Origin of the sequence: Rhodococcus sp. AG1013 (assembly GCF_003350365.1) — a bacterium.
Classification (GTDB): domain Bacteria; phylum Actinomycetota; class Actinomycetes; order Mycobacteriales; family Mycobacteriaceae; genus Prescottella.
In genome coordinates, this window is sequence record NZ_QQAT01000040.1 from 289 (window position 1) to 12,748 (window position 12,460).

General features: G+C 67.2%; 15 protein-coding genes. 11 read left to right on the forward strand and 4 right to left on the reverse strand.

Annotated features, from left to right (window positions below; translation table 11 throughout):
* Positions 1 to 173: 173 nt before the first annotated feature.
* Complete coding sequence (locus tag DEU38_RS27735; RefSeq protein ID WP_114724588.1) at positions 174 to 1,307, reverse strand: IS701 family transposase; 1,134 nt, start codon at positions 1,305 to 1,307, stop codon at positions 174 to 176.
* Positions 1,308 to 1,616: 309 nt separating this feature from the next.
* Here DEU38_RS27735 and DEU38_RS27740 point away from each other — a divergent pair, with 309 nt between their 5' ends.
* From DEU38_RS27740 to DEU38_RS27760, 5 genes are all read left to right on the forward strand, one after another.
* Positions 1,617 to 2,606 (forward strand): NYN domain-containing protein, encoded by a 990-nt coding sequence (locus DEU38_RS27740; protein ID WP_114724589.1) that lies wholly within the window; start codon positions 1,617 to 1,619, stop codon positions 2,604 to 2,606.
* A gap of 1,122 nt (positions 2,607 to 3,728) precedes the next feature.
* Positions 3,729 to 4,268 (forward strand): hypothetical protein, encoded by a 540-nt coding sequence (locus DEU38_RS27745; RefSeq protein ID WP_147283607.1) that lies wholly within the window; start codon positions 3,729 to 3,731, stop codon positions 4,266 to 4,268.
* 280 nt (positions 4,269 to 4,548) lie between these two features.
* A complete protein-coding gene (locus DEU38_RS27750; RefSeq protein WP_258558198.1) occupies positions 4,549 to 4,878 on the forward strand; it encodes an Lsr2 family protein in 330 nt (109 codons plus the stop codon).
* A 77-nt stretch (positions 4,879 to 4,955) separates the two neighbouring features.
* The gene (locus DEU38_RS27755) at positions 4,956 to 5,420 is read left to right on the forward strand and encodes a hypothetical protein (RefSeq protein ID WP_114724591.1); all 465 of its coding nucleotides are present in this window, start codon (positions 4,956 to 4,958) and stop codon (positions 5,418 to 5,420) included.
* Between the two features lie 149 nt (positions 5,421 to 5,569).
* A protein-coding gene (locus tag DEU38_RS27760; RefSeq protein WP_397484762.1) for an IS5 family transposase occupies positions 5,570 to 6,443 on the forward strand; the annotation gives its coding sequence in 2 pieces (ribosomal slippage) (positions 5,570 to 5,878 and positions 5,880 to 6,443; 873 coding nt in all).
* Positions 6,444 to 6,628: 185 nt separating this feature from the next.
* Here DEU38_RS27760 and DEU38_RS27765 read toward each other — a convergent pair.
* The 3 genes from DEU38_RS27765 to DEU38_RS27775 are packed head-to-tail and all read right to left on the reverse strand — an operon-like array spanning position 6,629 to position 8,957.
* The gene (locus tag DEU38_RS27765) at positions 6,629 to 7,762 is read right to left on the reverse strand and encodes an IS701 family transposase (RefSeq protein ID WP_114724592.1); all 1,134 of its coding nucleotides are present in this window, start codon (positions 7,760 to 7,762) and stop codon (positions 6,629 to 6,631) included.
* 43 nt (positions 7,763 to 7,805) lie between these two features.
* Positions 7,806 to 8,309: an SRPBCC family protein gene (locus DEU38_RS27770; RefSeq protein ID WP_114724593.1), complete on the reverse strand. Its 504-nt coding sequence runs from the start codon at positions 8,307 to 8,309 to the stop codon at positions 7,806 to 7,808.
* A gap of 42 nt (positions 8,310 to 8,351) precedes the next feature.
* A complete protein-coding gene (locus DEU38_RS27775) occupies positions 8,352 to 8,957 on the reverse strand; it encodes a ribulose 1,5-bisphosphate carboxylase large subunit (protein ID WP_114724600.1) in 606 nt (201 codons plus the stop codon).
* 60 nt (positions 8,958 to 9,017) lie between these two features.
* On the opposite strand from DEU38_RS27775, the gene DEU38_RS27780 reads away from it, so the two are divergent.
* The 6 genes from DEU38_RS27780 to DEU38_RS27805 are packed head-to-tail and all read left to right on the forward strand — an operon-like array spanning position 9,018 to position 12,320.
* Complete coding sequence (locus DEU38_RS27780; protein WP_114724594.1) at positions 9,018 to 9,521, forward strand: methylated-DNA--[protein]-cysteine S-methyltransferase; 504 nt, start codon at positions 9,018 to 9,020, stop codon at positions 9,519 to 9,521.
* A 46-nt stretch (positions 9,522 to 9,567) separates the two neighbouring features.
* Positions 9,568 to 10,080, forward strand: coding sequence for an RNA polymerase sigma factor (locus tag DEU38_RS27785; RefSeq protein ID WP_114724595.1), 513 nt, complete (start codon positions 9,568 to 9,570; stop codon positions 10,078 to 10,080).
* Positions 10,077 to 10,676: a methylated-DNA--[protein]-cysteine S-methyltransferase gene (locus DEU38_RS27790; protein ID WP_114724596.1), complete on the forward strand. Its 600-nt coding sequence runs from the start codon at positions 10,077 to 10,079 to the stop codon at positions 10,674 to 10,676. The genes DEU38_RS27785 and DEU38_RS27790 overlap by 4 nt, the downstream gene beginning before the upstream one ends.
* Positions 10,673 to 11,392, forward strand: coding sequence for a 2OG-Fe(II) oxygenase (locus DEU38_RS27795; protein WP_114724597.1), 720 nt, complete (start codon positions 10,673 to 10,675; stop codon positions 11,390 to 11,392). The genes DEU38_RS27790 and DEU38_RS27795 overlap by 4 nt, the downstream gene beginning before the upstream one ends.
* Before the next feature lie 7 nt (positions 11,393 to 11,399).
* A complete protein-coding gene (locus DEU38_RS27800; RefSeq protein WP_114724601.1) occupies positions 11,400 to 11,663 on the forward strand; it encodes an Ada metal-binding domain-containing protein in 264 nt (87 codons plus the stop codon).
* A complete protein-coding gene (locus DEU38_RS27805; protein ID WP_114724598.1) occupies positions 11,664 to 12,320 on the forward strand; it encodes an alpha-ketoglutarate-dependent dioxygenase AlkB in 657 nt (218 codons plus the stop codon).
* Positions 12,321 to 12,460 lie beyond the last annotated feature (140 nt).

Genomic DNA, 12,460 nt, shown 5'->3' on the forward strand with positions numbered 1-12,460 from the left:
AGTACTGCAACGGCACTTATAGCGGGTGTCCGCGGGTTCGGTAGTGGCAGGTGCGGGCCTGGTGTTGCGGCGTCGTCGCCAGCGGGACCAGGACCAGACGTGGCCATCAGGGTGGGCGTGTCGGAGGATTAGATGCACGAGCAGGCGGCGGATCTCGGGTACCGTATACGCGATCATGCCCTGATCGTGTGTTCCGGTTCCCCTTTTGCTGCTTCGGTTTTCGTGCCGGCAAGCCAGGCGAGGGCGAGCATCGACAGGGTGGTGTGGGCGTACCAGGCGCGGTAGGTGCGAACCTGGTACTGGTCGAGGCCGGCCTCGTTCTTGGCTTGTTGGAAGCATTCCTCGACCCGCCAGCGGGACCCGGCGACGGCGGCGAGTTCAGTGAGCGTGGTGCGGCGCGGCCCGGCACAGATGTAGTACGCGATCTGGGTCGGATCGGAGAGGGACCGGCGTGCGAGGAGCCAGTGCCCACGCCCGGGCGCCCAGGCGATCCGGATCGGGACCCGCACCCAGGAATACTCGCGCGGCCCGTGGGCGCCGTCGCCCGCGGAGATACGGCGCCATTGCTTCGCGGGGACCTCCTCGATCAGGTGATCGGCGCGGCCGGTGCGGCCGTCGGTGGTGAACACGTCGTCGTTGCGCCGGGTGGCCAGCACATACGACACGTCCCGCTCCTCGAGCCAGGCCCGCAGGTACTTCACCTGACCGTAGGCCTCGTCGGCGGTGACCCAGGAGAACGGAACCTGCGCGTGAAGTGCTCGTTCGATCATGTGCTGCGCCAGTGTGGGTTTGGTCGCGAACTCCACCTCGTCGTCGATCCCCGCGGCGCGGCACCGGGCCCGATCGCAAGTCCAGGATTCGGGCAGGTAGAGCTCCCGGTCGATCAACGAGTGGCCGGCACTCGAGGCGTAGGCGAGGAACACCCCGATCTGGCAGTTCTCCACCCGGCCCGCGGTGCCCGAGTACTGGCGCTGCACCCCGGCCGAGCGGGTGCCCTTCTTCAGGAAACCGGTGTCGTCGACAATCAACACCCCCGAGCGGTCGCCGAGGCGCTCGACCACGTAATCACGGACATCATCACGGACCCCGTCGACGTCCCAGTCCGCCCGCCGCAACAGCCGCTGCATCCCGTCCGGGCTCACCTCACCGGCGCGCTCGGCCAGCGTCCACCCGTTCTTCCGTTCCAGACCCGCAACCAAACCCGAGACATACTCACGCACCCGGGACCGAGGCTCTGCCCGCGCAAACCGGCCAGACACCCGCTCATGCAACGTATCCAGCTCCGCAGCAACCACATCGACAACCACTCAACAAGTATCGAACACCTGTCAAGCAAGTGCCGTTGCAGTACTAGAGCGTGTCTCCTATTTGGTGAGGGGCCTCATCCCGGTGCAGGCCGCTGGTGCGGCCACACCCGCGCGGTAGGTGAGGGCGAGGTGCGTCGTCGCGGGTGGCCGGCCCGCGTCCTTGTTCGAGGGCGGCAGAGCCGAAGCCGTGTATTCCGATTCCGCGTCGGTACGCCGCCCTGTTCTACTAAACGCGGGTTCGGCTCGCCGACAGAGTGATTGCTGATCAAGCACCCATTACTGTCAACCGTGCCATGCCATAGTGAGCGCATGCGGTCGACCTGTTCTCTGTATATCGATGCCGGGTACTTGCTCGCTGCTGCTGCGACCCGCGTGACCGGCACTTCGCTGCGCAGCGGTATCTACGTCGACTACGCCACGTTGATCAGCTCATTGGTGGACACCGCAGAAGCCCGGTCGGGCCTGCCGGTGCTGCGGTTGCATTGGTACGACTCGGCCCGCAACGGTGTCCCCGATGCACGGCAGGAGCGCATCGGCGAGCTGTCCAAGGTCAAGCTCCGGCTCGGCCGGTTCGGTGTCAATGGCGACCAGAAGGGGGTCGACCTTCGCCTCGGCCTCGGCCTCGGCCTCGTCGCCCACGCCCGCAACCGTGCATCGGAAGTGTTCTTCCTCGTCTCGGGCGACGACCTCACCGAGGCAGTCGAAGAGGCCCAGGTCCACGGGGTTCAGGTCGTGCTTCTCGCTGTGCCGACCGTCGACGGCAAACCCCATGGCGTGAGCCGACACCTGATCCGGGCCGCCGACGAACTCGACAGCATCGATGGAGCGACGGTCGATGCCGCCGTGATGAAGGTCGACCGCCAGCCGGCGCTAGAGCCGATCACCCCGGAACCGACACCCGAGCCTGCTCAGCCCGCAGTCGCGGCGGCGCGGCCGGTCGTCCGGACTCCTCTCGATCTCGTGTCCATTCCGCAGAGCCCGGCCGGACCACGCTCGACGAGTGTGCTTGCCTACAGCGTCTCGACCGGCTCCCCCGGCCGGGTGCTGCCCGGGTACGACGAAGACGACGAGCAGGATCAACTGATCGACGAGGTCGTGTTGCGGGTCCTCGCATCGTTCCAGGAGAGCGCTACATCTGACGACAGACTGGAACTCCAGCGCGCGAGGCCGTCGATCCCCCGCGACATCGACCGCGCACTGCTGCTCGACGCCTCCGACGTGATGGAGAAGTACGACTTGGACGAGGGAATCCGGTACCGGTCGCGGGCACGCTTCTGGGCCAAGTACGACCAGCCCTGAGCCAACCACCCTGGGTAGAACCCTCGTCAGGAGCGCGGGCCGATTGGTCCAACCATCGAAACAGGGAACTTGCACTCCAGTACAAAAGTAAAGCTCTGAACTTCGGTCTGCAAACCGCCTCGGACCGCAGGCTTCATGCTCTATCGTGTCGATCACGGGCGAGTAACCGAGCGGGGTGAATGGTTACGACCGTGTCAGGTCTGGAGCTCTACGGCATAACGGGGGGAGACGACAACCAGAGTCGGAAGAGATCGCGGATCATTCAATACCGCCGGCATGCCTACGTCGCACGCCCAACTTAGGGATACTCGCCGGTATAGATATTCTGCGAAATTCAATGCGCTCACCTCAGAGACCAGACATTAACAGTTGCCGAACGGGATAGTTCCGATGCTGCTCAGGCGAACTCGGATACCTCTCGTCTGCACATTCCCGGGAAGGAATGAAAGTTGTCCATTGACTTCGCGACAGCGTTCTCCGCGTTCGCCAAGGTGCTGATCGATACGGGGTTCAGTTCGTTGGGTGAACTCATGACCATGTCCGCTTGACGGACACCCCACTGGAAGGATTCACATGACCTCACTTGCGCAGTTGATGCCGATGGCATCGCAGATGGTCTACACCCTGCTCGTTTCGATACCCATGAAGGCATCTCTCGGGATCGCAGTCTGACCGAAAGGTAGTACCACATGAGCAAGGACCTAACCCTACTGTTCACAGGCTCAGGCTTGACCGTTTGGGAAGGGCTGATTACTTTCCTCGGCGCCCTCATCAAGCCTCTCTAGAAACGGAGAAACGAATGCTGGAAAACCTTCTATTCACCCTCCTCGGCTCGCTCGCGATGGCCGGAAATCTTCCGCTACTGGGAAGCATGATCGGCGCCCAGCAGATGAGCTGACGGCGGTCGCGCTACTTTAAGTAGCTTTCGAATGGGCACTCTCGAGGCGTAGCTTTCGAGGGTGCCCATTTGTGTTTCATTGGGGATAATCAATCCCTGTCGATTGTTTCTCCTTTACGTGCAACGGCGCGAATATTTATGTCATGCTCCTTGGAGTCGTATTCGATCACGAACACGACGGCTTGCAAGCACTCGATAATCCTTCGACTGAACGGAGAAAACCTATGAGAACTCTCGTGAAGGTAGCAACGGTAGGCGCATCGGCCGCCGCCGCGGTCGTGCTGGGCATGGGGACGGCTGCGGCTGCCCCCGTCGTCGGTGGGGTGGGATCCGCCGTCCCGGCCTCGGTCAGTGTGCCGCCCGACTACCAGATGTGCGGCACCGCGTTTGTTGGCGCTGGCACCGGGTCGTCGAACAACGCACTTCCGGCCGGCGCTCGAGCGGTCGGAGGAGTGGAGGTGAAGGGCGAGCTGTACCCGTTCGGGTCCAGCACTCCGACCAAGACGCTGACCACGACGACCGCCGCCGACGGTACCTACTGCCTCACCGGTGACTCGTCGCTCGTGTCCGCCATCACCGGCTTTGGGAAGGTCGTACTGACTGTCTCGCCCACGTCCTCGCCCTTCACGTGGAACAACGGCGGCACCCCGAACACGGTGAGCGCGAAGCTGCCGTACAACGGCACCGTCAAGCTCGCACAGTTTGCCGCACGGCAGGTCTCGGGCACGAACTCCGCCACCGACCTGAACATCGCCTTCAACTAAGTAGGCAACACGAAGACGGTTCTGTCCCGCCGGCTCCGAACCGGCGGGGCAGAACCTTCTCCAGATTAGACAGATCAAGGCCCACAGGCATACTTCCTGATCGAACGGCCGCCCTCGAATGTCTCCGTCTCGCGACACGGCCTCGGCTCCCACGATGAGCAGTCCGGTGAGAGCCCGCTGAACGCCTTCGGCACCACCTTCGAAGGATGCATCAACTGACCGATTCCGATCCGGATCCATCGGACACTCCCATAACGAGAGGGTTGTGATGTACCAGGTGGTGGTCGAGATCCTCGACGACTTCGACGGGGAGAAGATCGGATCTGGCGGCGAAACGATCGATTTCTCTGTGAATGGGATCGAGTACTCGATCGACCTCCGAGACGAGAGCGCGGCACAGCTACGCCGCTTGTTCGGCAGCTATATCCGACATGCCCGCCGTGTCGGCGGGCACAAGAGGTGGACAGGGATGATCGCTGCATCCGACAACGGGATGCGCGACGTCCGTGAATGGGCCCGCGCTCACGACTACCCGATCTCCGGCACTTCCCGTGTCCCCCACGCCGTCCTCGCGGACTACGCCGCCGCGCACCCCGCCCAAACGGTATGAGGTCCCGCGCGCGTCACCTCGTACCGTCGATCGGGCTCCTTCCCGAAAGTAGTCGTCACCCGTTGAGGCACTGCGACGTGGAATACGCCATCAGGCGGTTGGTGGCCGATGCTGACGCCGAACAACGCCGGAGACTGGCAGTCTTCGCCGTTCGCAGTCTGACGCAGTTGGACGGCCTTCACGACGCCGCCGAGGCCGAGCTCCTCCCTGCCGCTGCTCACGCCTTCCGCTCGGCCTGCTCCGATCCACTGCACACCGATGTCGACGTGCTCCGAGACTGGATCGCCGAGATCGAATCGGCATGCGTCTTCGGGGACGACACCAGTGACGTCCTCGTCGCGGCACTATGCGGGCTCACGTGCTGGCACCGCTTCCTTCAGGACGGAACGAGCGGACCGATCCACGGGTTGGCCTTCACACTGCTGGACGTCGCCGGTTTCGAGATGTATGGCGCGGAGCTGAACGACGACGTTCTCACGAACCCACGCGTCATCCAGCAGCTCCAGACGATCACCGAGTTACTCACCGGACGCGACAACTAGCAGGATCAACTGCGCGAGCAGTGGGCGTGGCCGGTCGATCAGCACGACAGCACGGCGACGGCATCAACGAAAGCAGGCCACTGCGAGAGTGGTCTCCCACTCTCTGTACTCGGTGCACGACACTGTTCAGTGTGTCGCGCACCAAGTACCTGACCGACGAGCAGTGGTCACTGATCGAGCCCATACTTCCCACGTCCGACGGATGTCGAGGTCGTCCGTTCCGAAACAACCGCCGGGTGGTCGAGGGCATCGTCTACCGCTACCGAACGGGAGTCGCGTGGCGGGATGTTCCCGCGGATTTCGGTCCATGGCAGACGATCTGGAAGCGGCACCGCCGCTACGCCGGCGACGGCACCTGGGACAAGATCCTCACCACGCTCCTTGCTCGCGCCGACGCGAACGGGCTGGTCGACTGGACCGCGTCCGTGGACTCGACTATCTGCCGGGCCCACCAGCACGGCACCAACCTCGCGCGTCACACAGGGGGATCTGTCGAATTACACGAACCTTCTCCACGAGCCGGCCGACCATGCTCTAGGACGTTCGCGGGGCGGGCTCGGTACGAAGATCCACCAGCTCGCCGACGGGCACGGCCGGCCGCTCGTCTTGCTGATCGGACCCGGCCAGGCCGGCGACTCGCCGATGTTCCCCATCCTGACGAACGCGTTGTCGGTGCCCCGGATCGGGCCTGGTCGAGCCCGAACCCGACCGGACGCAGTTCTCGGTGACAAGGCCTACTCGTCCAGAGCGATCCGCACCCACCTCCGATCGCGAGGTATCGAAGCGGTAATCGCCGAACCGGACGACCAGAAACGCCACCGCCTCCGACGCGGCAGCCGTGGAGGCCGCCCCGTCGGGTTCGACCCCGAGAAATACAAGGGCCGCAACGTCGTCGAACGATCTTTCGCCACCATCAAACAGTGGCGCGGACTGGCCACCCGCTACGACAAACTCGCGCTCACTTACCGGGCCGGAGTAGTCCTTTCAGCGGTATGCACTTGGCTGAGGCACCTCACCAAATAGGAGACATGCTCAAGTACTGCAACGGCACTTATAGCGGGTGTCCGCGGGTTCGGTAGTGGCAGGTGCGGGCCTGGTGTTGCGGCGTCGTCGCCAGCGGGACCAGGACCAGACGTGGCCATCAGGGTGGGCGTGTCGGAGGATTAGATGCACGAGCAGGCGGCGGATCTCGGGTACCGTATACGCGATCATGCCCTGATCGTGTGTTCCGGTTCCCCTTTTGCTGCTTCGGTTTTCGTGCCGGCAAGCCAGGCGAGGGCGAGCATCGACAGGGTGGTGTGGGCGTACCAGGCGCGGTAGGTGCGAACCTGGTACTGGTCGAGGCCGGCCTCGTTCTTGGCTTGTTGGAAGCATTCCTCGACCCGCCAGCGGGACCCGGCGACGGCGGCGAGTTCAGTGAGCGTGGTGCGGCGCGGCCCGGCACAGATGTAGTACGCGATCTGGGTCGGATCGGAGAGGGACCGGCGTGCGAGGAGCCAGTGCCCACGCCCGGGCGCCCAGGCGATCCGGATCGGGACCCGCACCCAGGAATACTCGCGCGGCCCGTGGGCGCCGTCGCCCGCGGAGATACGGCGCCATTGCTTCGCGGGGACCTCCTCGATCAGGTGATCGGCGCGGCCGGTGCGGCCGTCGGTGGTGAACACGTCGTCGTTGCGCCGGGTGGCCAGCACATACGACACGTCCCGCTCCTCGAGCCAGGCCCGCAGGTACTTCACCTGACCGTAGGCCTCGTCGGCGGTGACCCAGGAGAACGGAACCTGCGCGTGAAGTGCTCGTTCGATCATGTGCTGCGCCAGTGTGGGTTTGGTCGCGAACTCCACCTCGTCGTCGATCCCCGCGGCGCGGCACCGGGCCCGATCGCAAGTCCAGGATTCGGGCAGGTAGAGCTCCCGGTCGATCAACGAGTGGCCGGCACTCGAGGCGTAGGCGAGGAACACCCCGATCTGGCAGTTCTCCACCCGGCCCGCGGTGCCCGAGTACTGGCGCTGCACCCCGGCCGAGTGGGTGCCCTTCTTCAGGAAACCGGTGTCGTCGACAATCAACACCCCCGAGCGGTCGCCGAGGCGCTCGACCACGTAATCACGGACATCATCACGGACCCCGTCGACGTCCCAGTCCGCCCGCCGCAACAGCCGCTGCATCCCGTCCGGGCTCACCTCACCGGCGCGCTCGGCCAGCGTCCACCCGTTCTTCCGTTCCAGACCCGCAACCAAACCCGAGACATACTCACGCACCCGGGACCGAGGCTCTGCCCGCGCAAACCGGCCAGACACCCGCTCATGCAACGTATCCAGCTCCGCAGCAACCACATCGACAACCACTCAACAAGTATCGAACACCTGTCAAGCAAGTGCCGTTGCAGTACTAGCCGAGGTCGTCGGCCAGACCCCGGTAGTACCCGCTCTGCGCCGGGAAGTAGTCGCCGAACTCGGGGAGCGTCTCGCCCCGGCGTGCCGCGACGAGCATGTCCAGGTAGTACTCCCACCCGGGCCCCACCTCGCTGACCGTGTCGACGGGGATGCCGAGGTGGGTGAGCGTCAGCTCGGTGGCCCCGTCCGCCTCACGCAGATCGGCGGACAGCCGCCAGGCCCCGCCCGGATCGGTCACCGACAGCGCGAGGTGCCGCGGCGGATCGCACGCGTCGATCAGCATCTCGCTCCACGGTGTGTCCTCCTCGAACGCCAACTGCACCCGGATCGTGTTGCCGGCGCCCGGTTCTCCCTCCCAGGGGCCGAACCATCCTGCGGTGCGGTCGGATTCGGTGATCGACGCCCAGACGTCCGCGATCGGGGCGTCGAACGTGCGGGTGATGAGCAGGTCGACGCCGTCGGCTGCGCGGTCGAGCGTGCCTCGCGGTTGCGGATCCATCGGGCTCTCCCGTTCGAAGGTTCCGGGCGGGTGGGGTGTCGGCTACTCGCCCTCTCCCAGTTTGTCCTCCCCGCGCCGCCGGAAGAAGCGGAATCCGGGAACTCCGATGATCGCCTGCCGCACGTCCTTGACCACCTCGAGCAGTTCGTGGATCTCCGGGGAGACGGTGTCGAGGGTCGCGAGGATCGGCATCAGCGCGGTCATCCGGTCGGTCAGCTCGGGCAGCTGGTCGAACAGCCTGACCGCGGCATGAACCTCGTCCTCGCTGATCTCGTCGACGAACTGCGACGCCAGCGGCGCGGCCGCCAGCGCCAGCGGCTGGTAGATGCCGAGCAGCTCGTCGGCGACCGCGGCCGAGCGCGCCGCGGTGGCGACCACGATCTCGGTCTCGTTCGCGACCACCGCGGTGCGGTCCACCAGCGTCGCGCACGCGGCGATCACGGCGTCCGCCGCGGCCACCGCGCGGGCTGCGCCATCGACCACGCCGGACACCTGCCGCACCAGGCCCTCGGCCTCGTCGAGCAGCGCGGCCACCCGTGTCGGGAGGCCGACGACGAATACGGCGGTGTCGACGGACCACTGCAGGGACGACTGTGCTGCCTTCTGCACCGTCGGGAGGATCTGGAGCGGATTGACGGGGAACGGCAGCATCCCGCCATCCTGCCCGATCCTCGCGAACTGTCGGTGGTTGCTGGGAGTATCGAGGACGTGGATGCCGTGCACACCGTGGTCGAATCGCCCGTCGGGCCGCTGACGCTGGTCCGGGCGCCGGAGGGCCTGTGCGGGCTCTACATGCACCTGCAGCGGCACCTGCCGGACAGCGAGCGGTTCGGCCCGCGCGTCGATGACGGATTCGACGACGTGACCGCGCAGTTGGCCGAGTACTTCGACGGCGCCCGTACCGAGTTCACGGTGCCGCTCGCGCCGGCGGGCACGGAGTTCCAGCAGCGGGTGTGGGACGCGCTGCGGACCATCCCGTACGGCGACTGCTGGACGTACCTGCAGTTGGCGGAGCACCTCGGCAACCCGGCCGCGATCCGCGCGGTGGCCGCCGCGAACGGCCGGAACCCGATCGGCATCATCGTGCCGTGTCACCGCGTGGTCGGCAGTGACGGCTCGCTCACCGGGTACGCCGGCGGGCTCGAACGCAAGCAGTTCCTGCTGGATCTGGAGAGCCCGGCCTCCGTGGGAATCCAGGATGGGCTGTTCTGACGGCGGTGGCACCTCACGTTCCGGCGCCCCGGAGCGTCTACAGGGTGTGGGACTGAAACCGTTCGAACAGATCGTCACCGAGCACGGGCCGGTGGTGCTGCGGGTGTGCCGGGCGTTGCTCGGCCCGCTCGAAGCCGAGGACGCCTGGTCGGAGACCTTCCTCGCCGCGCTGCGTGCCTACCCGGACCTGCCGCCCGGCGCCAACGTCGAGGCGTGGCTGGTGACCATCGCGCACCGCAAGGCCGTCGACGTCCACCGGACCCGACAGCGGGTTCCGATCCCGACCGACGAGGTACCGGACCGGGCAACCGCGCGCGGACTCCCCGGCTTGTGGAACCACGAACTGTGGGACGCGCTCGCGGACCTGCCGTTCACGCAGCGCGCCGCCGTGGTCTACCACCACCTCGCCGGCCTGCCCTACGCGGAGGTCGCCGGGATCCTCGGCAACAGCACCGACGCCGCCCGCCGGGCCGCGTCCGACGGTATCGCCCGCCTGCGACGGACCTATCCGGCCGCCGCCGATCCCGAACCGCTCGCACAGGAAGGAGCCGCACGATGAGCGCCCTGACGTTCCCCGATGCGCACGACGGCGCCGACGCCGATGCGCTGAGCTCGCTGCACGCCCGCCTGACGGCCGCCGCCGACCGTGACGGCCTGCTCGACATCGCCTACCGCACCGTCGACACCCCCGTCGGACGGCTGATGCTGGCCGCCACCGAGGCGGGCCTCGTCCGGGTGGCGTACGCCCGCGAGGACCACGACGCCGTGCTCGCGATGCTCGCCGAACAGGTCAGCCCGCGGATCCTCGAGGCGCCCGCCCGCCTGGACGATGCGGCCCGGCAGCTCGACGAGTACTTCTCCCGCCGTCGCACCCGCTTCGACGTCCCCCTCGACCTGCGGCTGTCCCGCGGATTCCGGCGCTCGGTGCTGACCCACCTGCCCGACATCGCATACGGCCGCACCGCGAGCTACGCGCAGATCGCCGAGGCGGCCGGCAGCCCCCGCGCGGTGCGGGCGGTCGGCACCGCGTGCGCCACCAACCCGCTGCCGCTGTTCGTGCCGTGCCACCGGGTGGTCCGCAGCGACGGCAGCATGGGGCAGTACGCGGGCGGCGCCGAGACCAAGCGCACGCTGCTGACACTGGAGGCGGCATGAGCGCCGCGACGCTGACCGAGCGCGTCGACGCCGTCGACTGGGCGCCGCTGCTCGACGAGCTCGACACGTTCGGCGGCGCCCAGAGTGCCCGCCCACTGCTCACGCGGGACGAGTGCCGGGAGCTGGCCGACCTGTACGACGACGCCGGCCGGTTCCGGTCCACCGTCGACATGGCCCGGCACCGCTACGGGGCCGGGCAATACCGGTACTTCGACTACCCGCTGCCCGCGCCGATCGCCGAGATGCGATCGATGTTCTACGTGAAACTGCTCCCCGTGGCCCGCGAGTGGGCGTGGCGACTCGGGCGCCCGGCACCGTGGCCGGACACCCTCGACGAGTGGATCGCGATGTGCCACGCCGCCGGGCAGCGCCGGCCCACCCCGCTGCTGCTGCGCTACGGGACCGGCGACTGGAACGCACTGCACCGGGACCTGTACGGCGAGTTGGTGTTTCCGCTGCAGGTGGTGATCGGGCTCGACGTACCGGGCGTCGATCACGAGGGCGGCGAGTTCCTGCTCGTGGAGCAGCGGGCCCGCGCCCAGTCCCGCGGCACCGCCACCGTGCTGCGGCAGGGGCATGCGTTCGTGTTCACCACCAACGACCGGCCGGTGCAGTCGGTGCGCGGCTGGTCCGCCGCGCCGATGCGGCACGGGGTGAGCACGGTGCGTGCCGGGACTCGGCGCACCCTCGGACTGGTCCTGCACGATGCGGAGTGAACCGACGATGTACACGCTGATCGGCAGGGACGGGAAGCCGCACGAGAGCGCCACACCCGGCACGCTCGGCGGGCACCGGAAGGATCGCATCTACGGCACGCTGGACTGCCCCGGTGCGGCCCGCGCCATCGCCCGCGGCGGGTACGTGACGCAGCGGGTGTTCTTCGCGGACGAGGACACCGCGATCGCCGCTGGCTACCGGCCCTGCGCGGTGTGCCTGCGGGACAAGTACAACGCCTGGAAGGCGCACAGCCGGAAGGGGAGTCGCTAGATGTCGGCGCTGATCCCGCGGCCCCGCCGCACCGTCGCCGACGGTGCGGTGCTGGTCCCCGACTGGCTCGACGTCGACCGGCAGCGCGGCATCGTCGACGCGTGCCGCGAGTGGGCGCGCGGACCGGTGCCGATGCGGGCCGCCCGGCTGCCGACCGGCCATGCGATGTCGGTGCAGACCGTCTGCCTCGGCTGGCACTGGCAGCCCTACCGGTACAGCCGCGTCGCCGACGACGCCGGGGGCGGCCGGGTGCTGCCGGTGCCGGAGTGGTTGGCGGAGTTGGGGAAACGCGCCGTCGCCGACGCGTACGACGACCCGGCCGCGGGCGCCGCCTACGAGCCCGACGCCGCGCTGATCAACTTCTACGACGACGCCGCCCGCATGGGCATGCACCGCGACCAGGAGGAGCGCTGCGGCGCGCCGGTCGTGTCGCTGAGCATCGGCGACACCTGCACCTTCCGCTTCGGCAATGCCGAGACCCGCGGCAAGCCGTACACCGACGTGGGACTGCACTCGGGCGATCTGTTCGTCTTCGGCGGCCCGTCCCGCTTCGCGTACCACGGTGTGCCCAAGGTCTTTCCGGGCACCGCCGACCCGGGCTGCGGGCTCACGTCGGGGCGGCTCAACATCACACTGCGCGTGACCGGGTTGGGGTGATGTACCCGAGGGACCGCGATACGTCAGGCGTGGTTCGTGCCGTGGTCGGCGAACTCGGCAAAGCTCTCCACCTGGTCAAGGTCCGGGTCGAGGGCGCGGGCGAGCCAGAGTTCGTACCAGTCGAGGAACGTCAGCGGCTC